Genomic DNA, 18,549 nt, shown 5'->3' on the forward strand with positions numbered 1-18,549 from the left:
ACGGCTCCACCTATGTCTCACGTTTATACCCCCAACGGGGAATTACGGTGACAGTGCACTATTTTCTTGTTCAGTGCCGACTTAGGCTCAGCGTACCGTCGCTGTAGATCATGCGGCCGGCGCGGAAGGTGGCGCGGACGCGTGCTACCGGGTGGCGGTCGGCGACGGCGAGATCGGCCAGAAGTCCCGTCTCGATGGCGCCTCGGTCGTCTAGTCCCAATGCCTTGGCCGGATTGGTGCTGGTCAGTGCGGCCGCCGCCACCAGGCCACCTTCATCCAGCGCCGCCAGGCTGAGAACAGCCGGCAGGATCGAGGCCGGGTGGTAGTCGCTGGCCAGCATATCGAGCAGTCCCGCCTCGTAGGCGTGCCGGGCGGAAAGATTGCCGGAATAGGAATTGCCGCGCAGTGCATTGGGCGCGCCCATGACGGTGTGCATTCCGAGCCTGCGGGCTTCTTGCGCCGCCTCCAGGGTCACCGGGAATTCGCTGAGCGCAGCACCCAGGCCATGGACAAATTCCACTTTCTCCAGCGTGTCGTCGTCATGCGAGGCGAGCACGATGCCGCGGGCGCGGGCAAATGCCGACAGGTCCTGCAGCGTGCTGAGGACGTCGCCATGTCCGTTTCGGCCGGCGATGCGCTGGCCGACGATCTCGGATGCCTCGGCAACGGACATGCCGCGCTCCTTGGCGATGCGGGCGATGTAGAGTTCGACGTCGCGGTACTGCCCTTGTCCGGGTGTATGATCCATCAGCGAGATCAGGTGCAGCTTGCCGGCGTCCATCAGCCTTTGCAGCACGCCGATGGCCGCGGCGAAAGTCACCTCGAACCGCGCATGGATGCGATGATCGACCAAAAGGTCGTCCTTCAGTCCAGCGATGGTCTCGATGATATCAGACGAATGCTCTTCCGAACGCAGCACGCCGCTGGTGACGCTGGCGCCGATGAAGGAGAGCGCGGCATAGGCCGTGGTCACGCCGCAGGAGGCCAGCTTCTTGTCGAGCTCGGCAATGCCGATCGTCATCGGCATGTGGACGCCGAGGCGCGGCTCCACTTCCCTCTCCACCATGTCGCCATGCATGTCGATGAAACCGGGCAGCAGCAGGCGGCCTCCACCCACGATATCGGCGTTCTCGACAGGCTCGTCGCGGACCTCTTCGATGCGGCCGTTTTCGATCCGGATGGCGCCATTGGCAATGACGCGGTCGCGCAGGACGATTTCGAATTCACTCAGCCACATCTCGTCTCTCTTTGGCTCTATCTCTGGGTTTGAGCATGATCTTCCCCGAAACGGATTCGCTTTGCGGGATCAAGCTCCAGGTCGGCGCGTTGCTGGGCACAGGGGTGGTGCGGGTCCTGGAAGACCTGGTCGGCCCCTGTTCCACCACAAGCCCCTGCGCAGGCATAACCCGGTCGGCTATCGTTCTGATGACACAGAAATCATGCGAGGCCAGGGCCATGGTGGTGCGGCAGTGCAGCCGTTTCAGCTTGCCATGCGCAGCGAATGTTGCGCTCGCCGGGTTATCCCGCATTGCACAATTCCTTCGCTTGGGCACAATGCAGGCATGGTCCGAACCGCACTCGCCGTCCTGGTGATCGATGAAAACCGCATCCGCGCCGCGATCATCGAGGCGGGGTTGCGCGAGGCCGGCCATGAGCGGGTCACCGTCATCCATGATGTGACCGGCATTGCACGGCGGATCGCCGAGATCGAACCCGACGTCATCGTCATCGATCTCGAAAACCCGAACCGCGACATGCTTGAAAACATGTTCCAGCTGTCGCGCGCGGTGAAGCGGCCGATCGCCATGTTCGTCGACCGTTCCGACCAGGCCGCGATCGAGGCGGCGGTCGATGCCGGCGTTTCGGCCTATGTCGTCGACGGCCTGCGGCAGGAGCGCGTCAAGCCGATCCTCGACATGGCGGTCAGCCGTTTCAACGCCTTTTCGCGCATGGCGCGCGAACTGGAAGAGGCGCGCAGCGAGCTCGAGAGCCGCAAGGTGATTGATCGCGCCAAGGGCATCCTGATGAAATCGCGCGGCCTCAGCGAAGAGGCCGCCTACACGCTGCTGCGCAAGACGGCGATGAACCAGAACCGCAAGATCGGCGACATCGCCCAGAGCCTGGTGACTGCCGCCGGCTTGCTGGGACCGGCGGAGGACGAATGAGCATGGGCGCCGAGCATCAGATCACCGCCGGCTTCATGCCGCTGTTCGACAGCGCCGTGCTGGTCGCGGCAGGCGAGCTTGGCTTTGCCGCGCGCGAAGGCATCGACCTCACGCTGCACCGCGAGACCTCCTGGGCCAACATCCGCGACCGCATCGCCATCGGCCACTTCCATCTCGCGCATATGCTGGGACCGATGCCGCTCGCCTGCAATCTTGGGCTGACGCCGCTCGCGTCAGAGACCATCGTGCCGTTCTCGCTCGGTCTCGGCGGCAACTGCGTCACCATTTCCAATGCCGTCTGGGCCGGCATGGCAGCGCATGGCGCCGAGCCCGATCTCGATCCGGCGCGCGCCGGTGCCGCACTTGGCGCGCTCATCCGCGAGCGCGCCGCTGCGGGGCGCGACCCGCTGCGCTTCGCCGTCGTGCATCCGCATTCCGGGCACAATTACGAACTGCGCTACTGGCTCGCCGCCTGCGGCATCGATCCAACGCGCGAGATCGAGATCGTCATCGTGCCGCCGCCCTTCATGGCCGACGCGCTGGCCACTGGGCGGATCGACGGCTACTGCGTCGGCGAGCCCTGGAACAGCGCGGCGGTGGCCGCCGGCACCGGCCACATCGTCACCGTCAAGGCGCAGATATGGCGCAACAGCCCGGAGAAGGTGATCGGCGTGCGCAAGGTCTGGGCCGAGCAGTCGCCCGACGCGTTGGCGGCGCTGCTGCGCGCGCTGCACCACTCGGCGCGCTGGTGTCAGGATCCGGCCAACCATGGCGAACTGGCCGCGGTGATGGCGCAGTCCGGCTTCCTGGGCCTGCCTCCCGCGGTCCAGATGCCGATCCTGACCGGCCATCTCCAATTGGGTGGCGGAGCGGCGCTGGATATCGAAGACTTCTTCCTGCCCTTCGACAAGGCAGCGAACTTTCCGTGGAAGAGCCATGCGCTGTGGTTCTACACGCAGATGGTGCGCTGGGGGCATGTCGAACACACGCCTGGCAATCTCGCTATTGCCCGCGACTGCTACCGCCCAGATCTCTACCGTTCGGCGCTGAAGCCGCTTGGCGTCGCACTGCCTGGCGCCAATTCGAAGGTCGAGGGTGCACTGCGCATAGCCACCGCCGTCGGCGCGACAGGCGCCGGCCTGGTGCTCGGTCCCGATGGTTTCTTCGACGGCCAGATCTTCGATCCCGACGAGATCGAAGGCTACATTGCCGCCCAGCAATCAGCCCGCGCGGAAGTCTGATTATTTCCGCGCCATTCTTGTGCATTGCACAAAAATTGTGCGTGCGATTGCTCTAATGAACAATCTTTGGCCTGCTCGCCATATCGTCTGTTGCGTAGGCGAACGGCGCGTTTCATTGATTTCATTGTTATTTTTCCTTTCTCTCGAAACTGGCATGGTTCATGCTTTGAAATAACCAGGCCTCCTTGGGGTCACGGAATAGGCGTCCAATGACGGGCGCCCACAGGCAAAGCTGCCGCTCAGGTCAAGACGCGATCCGGATTTCCGGACGCGAAGGCCTGGCCGGCGGCTTTTTTGTTTTCACGCAATCGGTGGCACCGATCCCAAGCGGTGCCAGGCGGAGACGACGATGACAATACGGATCGGAACGGCCACGACGCTGAAGGATTTCACCCGCCGCGACTTTCTCGTCAGCAGCGCGCTGACGGCGGCGCTGTTCACCGCCGCGCTCCTTTTATTTCCCGCCGGCGCCAACACCGAAAGCAAGGACCTGGCCGCGGCAGGCTCGGTCTCGTTGCACGCATCGGGCCGCACCGCTGATCATTGACCCACAAAACATCCGCGGCGCCTCCCACGCCGCAAACCGGAGCCAGACAATGACCGCAAATCCCCCAGCCGCGCCCAGCCAGGACAGTGCTCCCCGGCAGGCGCTCGTGATGTCCACCATCGCCTTCACCGTCTGCTTCGCGGTGTGGACGATCTTCTCGATCATTGGCGTGCGCATAAAGCAGGAACTCGGGCTGAACGAGACCGAGTTCGGCCTGCTTGTCGGCACGCCGATCCTGACCGGCTCGCTCGTGCGCATGGTGCTCGGCGTCTGGACCGACCGCTATGGCGGACGGCTGGTCTACACCGCGACCATGCTTGCCGCAGCGGTCGCGACCTTCCTGCTGGCTTTTGCGCACACCTATGGGCAGATGCTGGTTGCCGCGCTCGGCGTCGGGCTCGCCGGCGGCTCCTTCGCCGTCGGCGTGTCCTATGTCTCGCGCTTCTTCCCCGCGGACAGGCAGGGCACGGCTCTCGGCATCTTCGGCGCCGGCAATGTTGGGGCCGCGGTCACCAAGTTCCTGGCGCCCTTCGTGCTGCTCTCCTGGGGCTGGCAGTCGGTGGCGCTGATCTGGGCCGCCGCCCTCGTCGTCATGGCCGCCATCTTCTGGTTCACCACCGGCGACGATCCGGTCATCCGCGAACGACGCGCCGGCAAGGCGACACCCACGAGGAGCTTCTGGCAGGAATTCGCGCCGTTGAAAAACCTGCAGGTCTGGCGCTTCGCCTTTTACTACTTCTTCGTCTTCGGTGCGTTCGTGGCGCTGTCGCTGTGGCTGCCGCGTTACCTGATCGGCGTCTACGGTTTCGGCCTTGCGACCGCCGGCATGATCGGCGCCGCCTATTCGATTCCCGCGAGCGTCTTCCGCGCCTATGGCGGCGTGCTGTCCGACCGGATCGGCGCCCGCACCGTGCTCTACTGGACCTTCGCGGTCAGTGCCGTCGCGACTCTCGTTCTGTCTCTCCCCTCGGCAGACTACGTCGTGCGCGGCATTAGCGGGCCGATCGCCTTCCATTTCGAGATCGGCCCGCTCGCCTTCATCGCCGTCGCCTGCGTGCTCGGCTTCTTCATGAGCCTCGGCAAGGCCGCCGTCTACAAGCATATCCCCGCCTACTATCCGCAGAGCGTTGGGGCGGTCGGCGGCGTGGTCGGCATGATCGGTGGGCTCGGCGGCTTCATCCTGCCGATCGCCTTCGGCGCGCTCAACGACCTCACGGGCGTATGGTCGAGCTGCTTCATGCTGCTCTTCGTCATCGTCGCCACCTGCCTTGCCTGGATGCATGTCTCCATCCGGCGGATGGAGCGCACTGCATCCGCCGATGCTTCACCCCTTTCCTACGCGGCAGAGTGAGACCGGGCATGACCGAGAAACTCGTCATCATTGGCAACGGCATGGCGCCAGGGCGCATGCTGGAGCATCTGCTGGAAAAGGCGTCCGACCGATACGAGGTCACCATCTTCAACGCCGAGCCGCGCGTGAACTACGACCGCATCATGCTGTCGCCGGTGCTGTCGGGCGAGAAGGATTATGAGGAAATCATCATCCATGGTGACGGCTGGTACATCAAGCACGGCATCACCCTCTACAAGGGCCACAAGATCATCGCCATCGACCGGGCGGGGAAGACCGTCACCTCCGATCACGGTGTCACCGAACCTTACGACAAGCTCGTCATCGCCACCGGTTCGGTGCCCTTCATCATCCCGGTGCCGGGCCACAATCTGCCCGGCGTGCTGACCTATCGCGATCTGGACGACGTTCGGGCGATGATGCTTGCCGCCCAGTCCAGGGCCAAGGCCGTGGTCATCGGCGGCGGCCTGCTAGGCCTGGAGGCGGCAGCCGGGCTCAATGCGCAGGGCATGGACGTCACCGTGCTGCATGTCATGCCGACGCTGATGGAGCGCCAGCTCGATCCGGCCGCCGGCTACCTGCTGCAGCGCGCGGTGGAACAACGCGGTATCAAGGTCATCACCAAGGCCAACACGCAAGCGATCACAGGCAACGGCAAGGTCGAGCAGGTGGAACTCGCCGACGGCACCGTCATTCCGGCGACGCTGGTGGTCATGGCCGTCGGCATCAGGCCGAATGCGGCGCTGGCGAAAGAGGCGGGCATTGCCGCCAACAGAGGCATCGTCGTCGACGCCGGCATGCGCAGCAACGATCCCGACATCTACGCGCTCGGCGAATGCGCCGAGGTCAACGGCATGGTCTACGGACTGGTCGCACCGCTCTACGAAATGGCGCGTGTTGCGGCGAGCCAGCTTGCCGGCGACGAGACCGCTGCTTTCGTCCATTCGGACACGCCGACCAAGCTCAAGGTCACCGGCATCGAGCTGTTCTCGCTCGGCGACTTCGCCGATGGCGATGACCGCCAGGAGATCGTGCTGCGCGACGCCTCGGCCGGCGTCTACAAGCGCCTGGTGCTGAAGGACGACCGCATCATCGGCACGGTGCTCTATGGCGAGACGGCTGACGGCGCCTGGTTCAACGACCTCAAGAAGAAGCAGACCGATATTTCGCCAATGCGCGACACGCTCATTTTCGGCCAGTCCTACCAGGGGGGTGCCCCGCTGGACCCTATGGCGGCCGTTGCAGCCTTGCCGGATGATGCGGAAATCTGCGGCTGCAACGGCGTTTGCAAGAGCAAGATCACAGGTGCGATCACTGCCAAGGGCCTGACCTCGCTCGACGATGTGCGCGCTCACACCAAGGCGTCGGCCTCCTGTGGCTCCTGCACCGGGCTGGTCGAGAAGCTGATGGTGCTGACGCTCGGCGACACCTACAACCCTGCGGCCGTGCAGCCGATGTGCGGCTGCACCACGCTCGGCCATGACGAGGTGCGCCGGCTGATCAAGGCCAAGCACCTGAAGACCATTCCCGCCGTCATGCAGGAACTGGAATGGGCGACCTCCTGCGGCTGCGCCAAATGCCGGCCGGCGCTCAACTACTATCTCGTCTGCGACTGGCCGGACGACTATGCCGACGACTACCAGTCGCGCTTCATCAACGAGCGCGTCCACGCCAACATCCAGAAGGACGGCACCTATTCGGTGGTGCCGCGCATGTGGGGCGGAGTCACCAATGCGGCCGAACTGCGCGCCATCGCCGATGTCGTCGACAAGTTCGAGATCCCGATGGTCAAGGTCACCGGCGGCCAGCGCATCGACATGCTCGGCATCCGCAAGGAGGACCTGCCGGCGGTGTGGGCCGATCTCGGCCAGGCCGGCTTCGTCTCCGGCCATGCCTACGCCAAGGGCCTGCGCACGGTGAAGACCTGTGTCGGCTCGGACTGGTGCCGCTTCGGCACGCAGGATTCGACGGGCTTGGGCATCCGCATCGAGAAATTCATGTGGGGCTCGTGGACCCCGGCCAAGGTCAAGATGGCGGTGTCGGGTTGCCCGAGGAACTGCGCCGAGGCGACCTGCAAGGATGTCGGCGTCATCTGCGTCGACAGTGGCTACGAGATCCATTTCGCCGGGGCGGCCGGTCTCGACATCAAAGGCACCGAAGTGCTCGGCCTAGTCAGGACCGAGGACGAAGCGCTGGAGCATATCGTGGCGCTGACGCAGATGTACCGCGAGCAGGGCCGCTATCTCGAGCGCATCTACAAATGGGCCAAGCGCATCGGGATCCCCGAAATCAAGCGCCAGATCATGGACGACGATGCCAAGCGCAAGGCCTATTTCGACCGCTTCGTCTTCAGCCAGAAGTTCGCCCAGGTCGACCCGTGGTCGGAACGCGTGTCCGGCAAGGACAAGCACGAATTCCGGCCGATGGCGACTGTCGGTTTTGCGCAGGCGGCGGAGTAGGGCCGATGGAAGCGTTTCTTCCCACCCCCCTCTGGCCTGCCGGCCATCTCCCCCGCAAGGGGGGAGATCGGATGCTGTTTCGGCTTTCGCCAATCTCCAACGTTGCGGAGTGGGCGCTGTCAGTGCAACTGCCAATCTCCCTCCCTGCGGGGGAGATGGCCGGCAGGCCAGAGGGGGGTGGCTGGGCGCCTTCAGATCGAGCAAAGGCGAGGATGGCGACATGAACTGGATCGCAATAGGCTCCCTTTCGGACATCCCCCGCCGTGGCGCGCGCTGCGTCGACACGCCGGAAGGCAAGATCGCCATCTTCCGCACCGCCGACGATCAGGTCTACGCCATCGAAGACCATTGCCCGCACAAAGGCGGGCCGCTGAGCCAAGGCATCGTGCACGGGACGGCAGTGACCTGTCCCCTGCACAATTGGGTGATCTCGCTGGAGACGGGCAGGGCGCTCGGCGCCGATGAGGGCGCGGTGCGCACCATCCCGGTGCGGGTCGAAGGCGAGCGTCTGTTCATTGCGCTGGAAGCGCTGGCCAGCCGAGCGGCCTGACACATGGAGATTGACGCTGCGCGCGAGGTGAGGACCACCTGCCCCTATTGCGGGGTGGGCTGCGGCGTGCTGGCGAAGGTCGCCGCGGACGGGCAAGTGTCCGTCCGCGGCGACCCCGACCATCCGGCGAATTTCGGCCGGCTCTGCTCCAAGGGCTCGGCACTGGCCGAGACCATCGACCTCGACGGCAGGTTGCTTTATCCCGAAATCCACGGCCGTCGCGCCGGCTGGGACGAGGCGCTCGACCTCGTCGCCTCGACCTTCTCGCAAACGATCGCCGAGCACGGCCCCGATGCCGTCGCCTTCTACGTCTCCGGCCAGTTGCTGACCGAGGATTATTACGTCGCCAACAAGCTGATGAAGGGTTTTGTCGGCTCGGCCAACATCGACACCAACTCGCGCCTGTGCATGGCCTCGTCGGTCGCCGGCCACCGCCGCGCCTTCGGCTCCGACACCGTACCGGGAAATTACGAGGATCTGGAGCTTGCCGACCTCATCGTGCTGGTCGGCTCCAATCTCGCCTGGTGCCATCCCGTGCTCTACCAGCGCATCGCCGCGGCCCGGGAGAAGCGGCCGGAGATGAAGATCGTGCTGGTCGATCCGCGCCGCACCATGACATCGGACATCGCCGACATGCATCTGGCGATCGCGCCCGATGGCGACGTTGCTTTGTTCACCGGGCTGCTCGCCTATCTCGGCCAGCACAACGCGCTGGACCGCGCCTACATCACGGCGCACACAACCGGCTTCGGGCAAGCGCTTTTCGCAGCATCGGAACTCGACCTTGCCGGCATCGCCGCCGCTACGGGGCTGAGCGAGGACGACCTTGGCCGTTTCTACAGCCTGTTCGCCGCGACCTCCAAGACCGTGACCGTCTACAGCCAGGGGGTGAACCAGTCGTCTTCGGGCACGGACAAGGTCAACGCCATCATCAACTGCCATCTCGCCACCGGCCGCATCGGCAGACCCGGTGCCGGGCCGTTTTCGGTGACTGGCCAGCCCAACGCCATGGGCGGCCGCGAAGTCGGCGGCATGGCCAATATGCTCGCCGCCCATATGGAGATCGAGAATCCCGACCATCGTGACCGCGTGCAGCGCTTCTGGACTGCTCCGGCCATTGCCGAAAGGCCGGGCTTGAAGGCGGTCGAGATGTTTCAGGCGGTGGCCGACGGACGCATCAAGGCGCTGTGGATCATGGCCACCAACCCGGTCGATTCGATGCCGGATGCCGATGCCGTCGAAGCGGCGATCAAGGCCTGCCCGTTCGTCGTGGTGTCGGACGTGCTGGCCAGGACCGATACCATCCGCCACGCCCATGTCCGGCTGCCCGCCGCCGCCTGGGGCGAGAAGGAGGGCACCGTCACCAACTCCGAGCGCCGCATCTCGCGCCAGCGCGCGTTCCTGGACCTGCCCGGCGAGGCGCGGCCCGACTGGCAGATCGTCGCCGAAGTCGGCAAGCGGATGGGTTTTGCCGAGGCATTTTCCTATGCGTCGCCGTGGGAGGCGTTTGCCGAACATGCCGCGCTGTCGGGGTTCGAGAATGACGGCGCGCGGGATTTCGATATTGGCGCTTATGCCGGGACTGATGCGGACGGGTATGAGGAATTGGCCCCGTTCCAGTGGCCAGCGCCGAGCCCAGCCACCCCCCTCTGGCCTGCCGGCCATCTCCCCCGCAAGGGCGGAGATCGGATGTCGCACCGGCTTTCGTCAATCGCCAACTCTGGAGAAAGAGCAGGGACGCCGAAACTGCCAATCTCCCCCCTTGCCGGGGAGATGGCCGGCAGGCCAGAGGGGGGTGTTCAAGCTGGACATCAGCCAGAGGAGCGCGCTCAGGCCGCAAGTGGCTCTTCCAGCACCCGCTTCTTCGCCGACGGCAATTTCTACACACCCGACCGCAAGGCGCGCTTCATCGCCGTCCGTCCTGCCGTCGAGACCCGCACCAGCCCAGACTATCCGCTGATCCTCAACACCGGCCGCATCCGCGATCACTGGCACACCATGACGCGGACCGGGAAAAGCCCGCGGCTGTCCCAGCACATTGCCGAGCCCTTCGTCGAAATCCATCCGGCGGATGCGCAGCGCTTCGGGATCGGCGACGCCGACATCGTGCGCGTTTCCAGCCCGCGCGGCGACGTGCTGGTGCGCGCGCTGGTGACGGCACGCCAGCGCCGGGGCAGCCTGTTTGCGCCGATGCACTGGACGGATCAGTTCTCGGCAAAGGGCCGGCTCGACGCGCTGACCGCGCCGCTGACCGATCCGGTGTCCGGCCAGCCGGCGCTGAAGCATGTCGCCGCCCGCATCGAGAAATTCGCCGCAAAGGCCTTCGGCTTCGCGGTCATGCGGCAGAGGCCGGAACCTGATACCGCGACCTACTGGGCCGCGGCCAAATGCAAGGGCGGCTGGCGGGTCGAACTCGCCTTTGCCGATGACGAGATCGACTGGGCCGGCTTCGCCGGGTCCTTGTTCGGTGCGCGCCCGGGCGCCGAAATCCTCGCCTATCATGACCGCGATGCCGGCCAGCATCGCATCGCGGCTTTCGACGGCGATCACTTGTCCGGCGCCTTGTTCGTGGCGCCCGGCCCGGTCGCGGTGTCGCGCGGCTGGGCGGCGGACCAATTGAACGCCGATCATGTCGATCGGCGCGCCAGGCTGGCGATCGTGGCCGGGCGGCCGGGCGGGGTCGACGTCGATCGCGGCGCCATCGTCTGCTCCTGCTTCGGCGTCGGCGCCAATCAGATCGCGCAGGCGGTGCGAAGCGGCTGCGCCAGCGTCGAGGCGATCGGGGCAGCCCTGCATGCCGGCACGAATTGCGGCTCTTGCCGTGCCGAGATCAGGATCATCGTCGCCGCACAAATCCTTCAAGCCGCCGAGTGACCCGTGCCAGCCGTGCCGCGAAGGCGGTGCGGGGACCGCACACTGCGGGGCTCGAGCTGTTCCTGGCCAAATGGGCCTGCGCGATGGCGTCAATTGGGCTATGGTGGTGCCAAGCGTGCCGCCTCATCGGCGAGCATGAGTCGTCTTCCAGTCAGGGTCACCCAATGGCAAATCCCCCGCGCCGACCGACAAATCCGATGACGGCGGCCGAAGCCGCCTTCAAGCCAGTCAAGAAGCCGGTTGCTCCGCCTCGCGAGCCCGCGGCCGCTCCAGGTGTCAGGGAGCTTGTTTCGATCAGGATCGATCGAACCGTGCTGGACCATTTTCAGGCCGATGGCCCCGGCTGGCAGGACCGGATCAACGACGCATTGCGGCAGGCAATCGAAGGCAAGCCGGTCGCCAGCGGTTCGGACGACGACTAGAGCGGTTCACCGTTTCACGGAAACGCCGAACCGCTCTATCCCTTTGTTTTGACGCAATTCCGGACGGAAAACCGTTTCACACTTTTCCTGGAATTGCTCTAGCTCACGCCGCTTCGAAGTGCAGGATATAGAGTTTCCGCGTCGGTTCGTGGATCGTCCACTCGCCTTTCCAGCCTTTCGGCAGCACCAGCATTTCGCCGGCACTAACCTCCTTGCTATGGCCATCGGGACCATGCAGCGAGACCCGGCCCGACACGATGTGACAGGTTTCGGAATTCGTGTCGCGCGACGCGGTGAAACGGCCGGGCGTACACGCCCAGACGCCGACTTCCAGCGTCCCGTCCGGCGAGGTCCACAATGTCCTCGACGCTTCGAGCTGATCGCCGCTGATCGAGGTCGGCTTGGGCTCGGGCTCGCCGAGATCGATCGAGGCGAGATGGGCGAAGGTCTGGAAGTTGGTCATGGCAGTCTCCGGGCAGGCACTGAAATTTTCAGCTCGATATGCGAGGTCGCAGGGCTCAATGCCCGGTGATGCGGTCGGCGATGGCGGCCAGTTTCGAGGTGTGCTGGAGGCCGGCTTCCTCGCGCTCGTCGGCGACGCGGTAGAGCTGGTACATCGAGTGGACGCCGACCCAGCGCATCGGCTCGGGTTCCCACTTGCTGACCTGGCGGTTGACCCAGGGCAGGCGGGTCAGTTCGGTGTCGCGGCGCAGGATAAGGTCGCGCAGCGTCCGGCCCGAAAGGTTGGAGCTCGACACGCCGAGGCCGACATAACCGCCGGCCCAGCCGATGCCGGTCTCAAGGTCGAGGCCGGCCGTCGTGCACCAGTCGCGCGGCACGCCAAGCACGCCGCACCAGGCGTGGTCGATGCGAAGCTTGCTGGTCTGCGGCAGCAGGCGGGTGAGGATCGCGTGCAGGCTTTCGATGGTCGCCTGCTGTGTCTGGCCGCGCACATCCGTCTGCGATCCGTAGCGGTAGGGCACGCCGCGCCCGCCCATGGTGATGCGGCCTTCGCGGGTGCGCTGGGCATAGCAATAGGCGTGTGCTGCGTCGCCCAGGAGTTCGTGGCCGTCCCAGCCGATTTCGTCCCACAGCGATTGTGGTAGCGGCTCGGTGACGATCTGCGCGCTGTTGAGCGGAAGCCAGAGCCGCTCATTGCCTGATATTCCGGCCGTGAACCCCTCCGTGGCGCGGATGATGATAGGCGCGCGCACCGTGCCGCGATCGGTGGTGACCTTGCCCTTCTCAATACCCGTCACGGTCGTCTGTTCGTAGATCGGCACGCCGAGGCGCTCGACGGCTTCGGACAGTCCACGCACCAGCTTGGCCGGCTGCACGCGCGCGGTGCCGTGGTGGATGTAGCCGCCAAGCACGTTCCGGATGTTGATGCGGGCCTTGGCCTCTGCCTGGCCGATCAGGCTGACGCGGTCCTGAGGCACGCTCCAGCCGATTGCATCCGCATAGGCGGCCTTGATCCGCTCCAGCTGCGGCGGGTTGGTCGCAACCGTCAGATTGTCGACGCGGCGAATGTCGGCATCGATGCCTTCGGCCTCGGTCACCGCGATCACCTCGTCGACCGTGCCATGCATGGCGGTTTCCATGTCGATGACGGCGCCACGGGTAGATGTCTGCAGGTATTTCTCGCGCGCCCAGCTGAAGCCGCCGGACAGCCAGCCGCCATTGCGGCCGGACGCGCCGAAGCCGGCGAATTCCCGTTCCACCATGGCGATGCGGATCGAAGGATCGGCCTTCTTCAGATAGTAGGCCGTCCACAAGCCGGTATAGCCCGCGCCGACGATGCAGACATCGGCTTCGAGGTCGCCCGGCAGTGGCGCACGATAGGCTGGCAGGCCGATGTCGGCATACCAGAACGAGATGTTGCCGTTGACTTTGGCGTCCATGTCTAAAAATCCTGCGGGGGAAAGAGCGATCAGGTCATCGTCATGTCGGCGCGGTCGTCGTCGGCAAGAAGTTTTGCATCGACGACCGACCAACGCAGATCGACCGCGTCACCAATCGAGAAAGGCGTGGCCTCGAGCGTCGCGCGCACGATGGCCACGGAACCATCGCCCAATGTCACCTGGTATTTCGAACCCGAGCCCAGATAGATCGCTTCGCTGACCTGGCCAGTGAGGCTGTTCTGTCCGGCGGCTGCAGGCGTGTTGGTTCTGGCAAGCGAAAGCTTTTCCGGCCGCAGCAGGACCACCGGCTTCTGGCCGCCGGCGAGCTTGCCGCCGGCAACGACCTTCTGGCCGGCGATCGTCAGGCTGGTCTCGCCGCCCGACGTCTGGGCATCGCCACGCAAACTGGTCGATTCGCCGATGAACTTCGCCACGAACAATGTCGCCGGTTCGTCGTAGAGCTGACGCCCGGTTCCAACCTGTTCGATGCGTCCCTGGTTGAACACGGCGATGCGGTCGGACAGAACCAGCGCCTCTTCCTGGTCGTGCGTCACATAGACGAAGGTGGTGCCGAGCTCACGGTGAATGCGCTTGATTTCCAGCTGCAGCCATTCGCGCAGTTTCTTGTCGAGCGCGCCGAGCGGCTCGTCCATGAGTAGCAGCGGCGGATCGAAGACGATGGCGCGGGCCAGCGCCACGCGCTGCTGCTGGCCGCCGGAAAGCTCGGCGGGATAGCGATGCGCGAAGTCGGCCATCTTGACCATGTCCAGGGCGCGCGCCACGTGGCGATCGCGCGCCTGCTTGTCCATGCCGCGCAGGGTGAGCGGATAGGCGACGTTCTTACCGACGGTCATGTGCGGAAACAGCGCGTAGTGCTGGAAGACGACGCCGATGTTGCGCTTGTGCGCCGGCAGCGCGACGATGCTTTTGCCGCCGACGGCGAGGTCGCCTGAGGTCAGGTCGGTAAAGCCGGCCACGACGTTGAGCGTGGTGGTCTTGCCCGAGCCGCTGGGGCCGAGGAGCGTCATGAATTCACCCGGCTCGATGTGAAGGCTGACGTCGTCGAGCGCGGTGAAATTGCCGTAACGCTTGGTTGCGGCCTTGATGTCGATGGCCGCGCCACGTTCTTTGCTGTTGGACGCAGCCATCTCAACTCCTCGTCGATTTCGAGCTGATAATCAGCCCGGCACTGATCACCAGCGTCGTGGCAATGAAGATGATCGTTCCGACAGCCGTCACCGTCGGGTCGGCGTCGCGGGTGATGCTGGTGAAGATCTGCACGGGCAAGGTCTTCAAATAGGGGCTGGTGATGAACAGCGCGACGATGATTTCATCGAAGGAGGTGACAAAGGCAAACAGCAGCCCCGAAAGGATGCCGGGCGCGATCAAAGGCAAGGTCACGGTGCGGAATGCGGTGAAGCGGTCGGCGCCAAGGCTTGCCGCCGCCGTCTCCAGCCGCACGTCGAAGACTTCGAGGCTTGCCGACACGGCGATGATGACGAAGGGAATCGCCAGCATCGTGTGCGCGATGACGAAGCCGGTGGTGGTGCCGACGAGATGGTAGTCGAGATAGACGGCATAGATGCCGATCGCCAGGACCACGCCGGGCACGATCATCGGCGTGATCAGGATGGCGCGCAGCAGGCCGGCGCCGGAATGTTTCATGCGGCTGAGGCCGAGTGCCGCCAGCGTGCCGATCAGCGTGGCGGCGACGGCAACGAGGCCCGCGACCCTCAGCGAATTGAAGAAGCTGGTCAGCCAGTCGGGGTTGGTGAAGAAATTCTCGTACCACTGCCATGAGAAGCCGGATGGCGGGAAGGCAAGCGACTTCTTCTCGTTGAACGACATCGGGATGATGACCAGCGTCGGCATTACCAGCCACACGGCAACAAGCAGGCAGAACAGACCGAGCAGAATGCGGAACGGCGCCAGCCTCATGATCTGGACGCCTGTTTGTGGCGCTGGCGCATCAGCGGCGCGGCGAGCGCCAGAAGCACGAAGGTCGCGACCAGCAGCACGACACCCATGGCGCCGCCGCGACCCCAATTGAGCAGGCTGAGCACCTGGCTCTGCACCAGCGTCGACAGCATGGTGCTGCGGGGTCCGCCGAGCAAGGCCGGGGTGATGTAGAAGCCGAGTGACAGGATGAAGACGATGATGGCGCCGGCGAATACGCCGGGCAGCGACAGCGGCAGATAGATCTGCAGGAAAGCCAGCGAAGGCCGCGCGCCGAGGCTGCGCGCCGCCTGCACGAGGCGCAAATCGATGCCGCGCATGACCGAATAGAGCGGCAGGATCATGAACGGCAGCAGCACCTGCGCCATACCGATCACCACGCCGGTCTGGGTGCGGATCAGCTTCACGGTGTCAAGGCCGAACAGCCTGACGACGGAATTGATGATGCCGGAATCCTGCAGCAGGATGACCCAGGCCAATGTGCGCACCACGCCGCTGACCCAGAACGGCACCAGCACGCACAGGATGAGGACGAGCCGCATGCGCGGCCCGACCGCCGTCATCAGGTAGGCGTAGGGGTAGGCGGCGATAACGCAGACGATGGTGACCCAGGCGGCGATGGAAAAGGTGCGCCACAGAACCGTGACGTTCACCGGCGTGGAAAAGAACCAGACGTAGTTCTGCATTCCCCAGGCGGGGTCCGAGAAGCTGCGCAGCGTAACGGTCAGCAGCGGATAGCCCATCGCCGCGATGAGCAGGAGCAAGGCAGGCATCGCCAGCAGCGAAGGGTAGGCGGCAAGCCGCAGGCGCCGTTGCGGCCCCTGCACGCCACCCGTCGGCCGGGGATTGTCACCCCCGGCCGCCAGAGTATGTGATGTCTGGCTCACGCTTTTCGCCTTGGCGCTCGGCCGGCTCAGTTGCCGGCCATCAGCGCCGTCCACTTGTCGGACGCGGTGGCGAAATTGGCGACCCAGAACTTGATGTTCTGCTGGTAGCCCTGCTTGGCGTGTTCCGGCGTGTTGGTCAGGAAAGCGGCGACCGAAGCATCCACCTTGGGCTGCGCCTCGGTGTTGATCGGCGAGTAGGATGTCTGCTCGGTCAGGACCTCCTGCGACTTCTTGCCGAGATAGGCGTTGATCAGCGCATAGGAGGCGTCGGTGTCCTTGGCCCCGACCGGGATGGTCAGCTGATCCATGACGACCAGCCAGTCCTTCCACACCGGCGTATAGGCAGCACCGTTCTTGACCGCCGTCATGGCGCGACCCGTCCACATGATGATCATGTCGGCTTCGCCGGATTCTGCCAGCTGCTGGGACTCGGCGCCGGTCTTCCAGAAGATCGTGTCCGGACCGATGGCCTTGATCTTGGCAATGCCCTTGTCGATGTCGGCCGGCGTCATGTTGTCGACCGAGCCACCGTCGGCCAGAATGCCCTGTTCGATCAGACCGCCAATCGGGCTTCCGCTGCCATCGATGGCGCGCGTGCCGGGGAATTTCTCGGTGTCGAAGAAATCCTTCCAGTCCTTCGGCGGATTGTCCTTGTAGGTCGAGTTCTTGTACATCAGCACGGTGCCGTAGTTCATCGCCGGCACGCTGCACTCGCCGACCTGTCCGGCCGGGATGTGCGAAACGTCGAGCTTGGTCAGGTCGAGCTTCTGGAACAGCTTGCCGCAATGCACGAATGGCGGAAAGTCGTCGGTATCGACGACATCCCAGGTCACATTGCCGGACTCGACCTGTGCCTGAAGCTTGGCGATTTCGGTCGGGCCATCGTTCAGCAGCTTGACGCCGCTCTTGTCGACGAATTCCTTGAGGGCGGCGACCTGGCCGTCCTGGTAGATGCCGCCATAGGAGACGAAGGTCAGCGTCTTTCCTTTCAGCGAACCGTCCACCACGGTGCCGGCCGGCGGCGCGCTCTGCGCATGAGCCGCGGCGGCTGCAATCAAGGCCAGTGCGGCGGCGCCGACAAGCCCGGACACTATTGATCTGCTTCCCATTTTTTAACCCTCCGATGACTCGCTGTTTGATTTTGGCAGTCCGGGTGCGAGTGATTTCCGGGCCACATATTGGTCGAGATCGACGGCGCCGCTTGTCGACGGCGCGACGATCCACAGCACTTCGGCCACCATGTCGCCGACATTGATGGTCCTGTGCGGCGTCGAGGTCGAATATTCGATGCTGTCGCCCTCTTCGAGGATGAAGCTCTCGTCGCCCAACGTCAGCTGCAGCCGGCCGCGCAGCACGAGAAACATTTCGTGCGCGTTGCCATGTGTGTAGGGCAGGTCGCCGGTCGAGCCGCCAACGGCGAATTCGCCACAATAGACCTCCATCTCTCGGATTGGCCGGCGCGACAGCAGCGTCTTGCGATAGCCTTCGCTGGTCGGCAGCGCCGGTCGGTCGGCGCGTGTCAGCACCGCGTGCGGCGAGACTTCGCATTCGTCGAAAAGATCGGCGAGGCCGATACCGAGCGCATTGGCGATCAGCATAAGCGTGCTGGTGTTGGCTCCCGAAAGACCGCGCTCGAGTTGGCTCAGGAAACTGGCGGTGGTGCCGATCAAGTCGCCGAGCTGGCGCAGCGTCAGGCGTCGCGCGGTGCGATAGGCCTTGATGCGATCGCCCAACACCGTGGAGCGGCGGGCTTCCGCGCCGGTTGCGGCGTTGTCGTTGAGTGCGTGATCCGCAGCGGTTTTCATGGTGACCTCAGGGTTCACTTAACATGCTATTAAGTGAGGCTTCGTGGCAAGCGGATTCGCTTGGCCACCTGAAAATCACCGATGGGCCAGCCTATCTATCTCCTTGCCGGTGGAGGAATGTCGTCGAAAGCGCTTTGGTTTGGCGATCGAAAACGACGGCCAGCCCGTTCTTGACGGCAAGCGAGGCGACCATGTCGTCCAGTTCGCGATCGGAAATGGCGGGTTTGAGGATCTGCCGGATGGCCAGATAGGCCTGCTCGGTCGACACATAGTCGTAGCGCTTTTTGCGCGCTTCCACATATTGCTCGATGAGAATGCCCAAACGGCGGGCGGCGATGTCTTCTGGTTGCTGCACGGGAGCCTCCTCAAGCTCGATCGTCTCCAGCCCTCT

18 protein-coding genes are annotated in these 18,549 nt (G+C 64.6%); 8 read left to right on the top strand and 10 right to left on the bottom strand.

What is annotated here, in order from left to right; translation table 11 throughout:
• Positions 1-70: 70 nt before the first annotated feature.
• Both CGZ66_RS34340 and CGZ66_RS34345 read right to left on the bottom strand, forming a co-directional pair.
• The gene (locus CGZ66_RS34340) at positions 71-1,237 is read right to left on the bottom strand and encodes an alpha-D-ribose 1-methylphosphonate 5-triphosphate diphosphatase (RefSeq protein ID WP_095091079.1); all 1,167 of its coding nucleotides are present in this window, start codon (positions 1,235-1,237) and stop codon (positions 71-73) included.
• The gene (locus CGZ66_RS34345; RefSeq protein ID WP_095091080.1) at positions 1,224-1,529 is read right to left on the bottom strand and encodes a hypothetical protein; all 306 of its coding nucleotides are present in this window, start codon (positions 1,527-1,529) and stop codon (positions 1,224-1,226) included. The genes CGZ66_RS34340 and CGZ66_RS34345 overlap by 14 nt, the downstream gene beginning before the upstream one ends.
• 33 nt (positions 1,530-1,562) lie before the next feature.
• Between CGZ66_RS34345 and CGZ66_RS34350 the strand changes: the two genes are divergently transcribed.
• The 8 genes from CGZ66_RS34350 to CGZ66_RS34385 all read left to right on the top strand — a co-directional run bounded on the left by CGZ66_RS34350 (position 1,563) and on the right by CGZ66_RS34385 (position 11,609).
• A complete protein-coding gene (locus CGZ66_RS34350) occupies positions 1,563-2,165 on the top strand; it encodes an ANTAR domain-containing response regulator (RefSeq protein WP_095091081.1) in 603 nt (200 codons plus the stop codon).
• 2 nt (positions 2,166-2,167) lie between these two features.
• Positions 2,168-3,406, top strand: coding sequence for a CmpA/NrtA family ABC transporter substrate-binding protein (locus tag CGZ66_RS34355; protein ID WP_167392409.1), 1,239 nt, complete (start codon positions 2,168-2,170; stop codon positions 3,404-3,406).
• Between the two features lie 349 nt (positions 3,407-3,755).
• Positions 3,756-3,953: a twin-arginine translocation signal domain-containing protein gene (locus tag CGZ66_RS34360; protein WP_095091083.1), complete on the top strand. Its 198-nt coding sequence runs from the start codon at positions 3,756-3,758 to the stop codon at positions 3,951-3,953.
• Between the two features lie 49 nt (positions 3,954-4,002).
• Positions 4,003-5,304 (top strand): MFS transporter, encoded by a 1,302-nt coding sequence (locus tag CGZ66_RS34365; RefSeq protein ID WP_095091084.1) that lies wholly within the window; start codon positions 4,003-4,005, stop codon positions 5,302-5,304.
• Positions 5,305-5,312: 8 nt separating this feature from the next.
• Positions 5,313-7,763 (top strand): nitrite reductase large subunit NirB, encoded by a 2,451-nt coding sequence (gene nirB / locus CGZ66_RS34370; RefSeq protein WP_095091085.1) that lies wholly within the window; start codon positions 5,313-5,315, stop codon positions 7,761-7,763.
• A gap of 220 nt (positions 7,764-7,983) precedes the next feature.
• Positions 7,984-8,313, top strand: coding sequence for a nitrite reductase small subunit NirD (gene nirD, locus CGZ66_RS34375; RefSeq protein WP_095091086.1), 330 nt, complete (start codon positions 7,984-7,986; stop codon positions 8,311-8,313).
• Between the two features lie 3 nt (positions 8,314-8,316).
• Entirely contained in the window at positions 8,317-11,187 is a 2,871-nt protein-coding gene (locus CGZ66_RS34380; RefSeq protein WP_095091087.1) for a nitrate reductase, read from the top strand.
• A 164-nt stretch (positions 11,188-11,351) separates the two neighbouring features.
• On the top strand, positions 11,352-11,609 hold the full coding sequence (locus tag CGZ66_RS34385) for a BrnA antitoxin family protein (RefSeq protein WP_095091088.1): 258 nt from the start codon (positions 11,352-11,354) through the stop codon (positions 11,607-11,609).
• A 103-nt stretch (positions 11,610-11,712) separates the two neighbouring features.
• On the opposite strand, the gene CGZ66_RS34390 is transcribed toward CGZ66_RS34385, so the two are convergent.
• The 8 genes from CGZ66_RS34390 to CGZ66_RS34425 form a co-directional block, all read right to left on the bottom strand.
• Positions 11,713-12,072 carry a cupin domain-containing protein gene (locus CGZ66_RS34390; RefSeq protein ID WP_095091089.1) on the bottom strand — a complete coding sequence of 120 codons (360 nt, stop codon included), beginning with the start codon at positions 12,070-12,072 and terminating at the stop codon, positions 11,713-11,715.
• Between the two features lie 55 nt (positions 12,073-12,127).
• Positions 12,128-13,510: an NAD(P)/FAD-dependent oxidoreductase gene (locus CGZ66_RS34395; RefSeq protein ID WP_095091090.1), complete on the bottom strand. Its 1,383-nt coding sequence runs from the start codon at positions 13,508-13,510 to the stop codon at positions 12,128-12,130.
• A 29-nt stretch (positions 13,511-13,539) separates the two neighbouring features.
• Entirely contained in the window at positions 13,540-14,658 is a 1,119-nt protein-coding gene (locus CGZ66_RS34400) for an ABC transporter ATP-binding protein (protein ID WP_095091091.1), read from the bottom strand.
• A gap of 1 nt (position 14,659) precedes the next feature.
• On the bottom strand, positions 14,660-15,448 hold the full coding sequence (locus CGZ66_RS34405; RefSeq protein ID WP_095091092.1) for an ABC transporter permease: 789 nt from the start codon (positions 15,446-15,448) through the stop codon (positions 14,660-14,662).
• Entirely contained in the window at positions 15,445-16,353 is a 909-nt protein-coding gene (locus CGZ66_RS34410; RefSeq protein ID WP_095091735.1) for an ABC transporter permease, read from the bottom strand. The genes CGZ66_RS34405 and CGZ66_RS34410 overlap by 4 nt, the downstream gene beginning before the upstream one ends.
• 26 nt (positions 16,354-16,379) lie before the next feature.
• The gene (locus CGZ66_RS34415; RefSeq protein WP_095091093.1) at positions 16,380-17,462 is read right to left on the bottom strand and encodes an extracellular solute-binding protein; all 1,083 of its coding nucleotides are present in this window, start codon (positions 17,460-17,462) and stop codon (positions 16,380-16,382) included.
• 3 nt (positions 17,463-17,465) lie between these two features.
• The gene (locus tag CGZ66_RS34420) at positions 17,466-18,158 is read right to left on the bottom strand and encodes a helix-turn-helix domain-containing protein (protein ID WP_095091736.1); all 693 of its coding nucleotides are present in this window, start codon (positions 18,156-18,158) and stop codon (positions 17,466-17,468) included.
• A 91-nt stretch (positions 18,159-18,249) separates the two neighbouring features.
• On the bottom strand, positions 18,250-18,513 hold the full coding sequence (locus tag CGZ66_RS34425; protein ID WP_167392359.1) for a hypothetical protein: 264 nt from the start codon (positions 18,511-18,513) through the stop codon (positions 18,250-18,252).
• Positions 18,514-18,549: the final 36 nt, after the last annotated feature.

The sequence above is a fragment of the Mesorhizobium sophorae genome (assembly GCF_002270415.1).
GTDB classification, from domain to species: Bacteria; Pseudomonadota; Alphaproteobacteria; order Rhizobiales; family Rhizobiaceae; genus Mesorhizobium; species Mesorhizobium sophorae.

Coding starts and splice junctions, on each gene's coding strand:
- CGZ66_RS34340 (WP_095091079.1), bottom strand. CDS start 1,237: ATGTGGCTGAGTGAATTCGAAATCGTCCTGCGCGACCGCGTCATTGCC.
- CGZ66_RS34345 (WP_095091080.1), bottom strand. CDS start 1,529: ATGCGGGATAACCCGGCGAGCGCAACATTCGCTGCGCATGGCAAGCTG.
- CGZ66_RS34350 (WP_095091081.1), top strand. CDS start 1,563: ATGGTCCGAACCGCACTCGCCGTCCTGGTGATCGATGAAAACCGCATC.
- CGZ66_RS34355 (WP_167392409.1), top strand. CDS start 2,168: ATGGGCGCCGAGCATCAGATCACCGCCGGCTTCATGCCGCTGTTCGAC.
- CGZ66_RS34360 (WP_095091083.1), top strand. CDS start 3,756: ATGACAATACGGATCGGAACGGCCACGACGCTGAAGGATTTCACCCGC.
- CGZ66_RS34365 (WP_095091084.1), top strand. CDS start 4,003: ATGACCGCAAATCCCCCAGCCGCGCCCAGCCAGGACAGTGCTCCCCGG.
- nirB (WP_095091085.1), top strand. CDS start 5,313: ATGACCGAGAAACTCGTCATCATTGGCAACGGCATGGCGCCAGGGCGC.
- nirD (WP_095091086.1), top strand. CDS start 7,984: ATGAACTGGATCGCAATAGGCTCCCTTTCGGACATCCCCCGCCGTGGC.
- CGZ66_RS34380 (WP_095091087.1), top strand. CDS start 8,317: ATGGAGATTGACGCTGCGCGCGAGGTGAGGACCACCTGCCCCTATTGC.
- CGZ66_RS34385 (WP_095091088.1), top strand. CDS start 11,352: ATGGCAAATCCCCCGCGCCGACCGACAAATCCGATGACGGCGGCCGAA.
- CGZ66_RS34390 (WP_095091089.1), bottom strand. CDS start 12,072: ATGACCAACTTCCAGACCTTCGCCCATCTCGCCTCGATCGATCTCGGC.
- CGZ66_RS34395 (WP_095091090.1), bottom strand. CDS start 13,510: ATGGACGCCAAAGTCAACGGCAACATCTCGTTCTGGTATGCCGACATC.
- CGZ66_RS34400 (WP_095091091.1), bottom strand. CDS start 14,658: ATGGCTGCGTCCAACAGCAAAGAACGTGGCGCGGCCATCGACATCAAG.
- CGZ66_RS34405 (WP_095091092.1), bottom strand. CDS start 15,448: ATGAGGCTGGCGCCGTTCCGCATTCTGCTCGGTCTGTTCTGCCTGCTT.
- CGZ66_RS34415 (WP_095091093.1), bottom strand. CDS start 17,462: ATGGGAAGCAGATCAATAGTGTCCGGGCTTGTCGGCGCCGCCGCACTG.
- CGZ66_RS34420 (WP_095091736.1), bottom strand. CDS start 18,158: ATGAAAACCGCTGCGGATCACGCACTCAACGACAACGCCGCAACCGGC.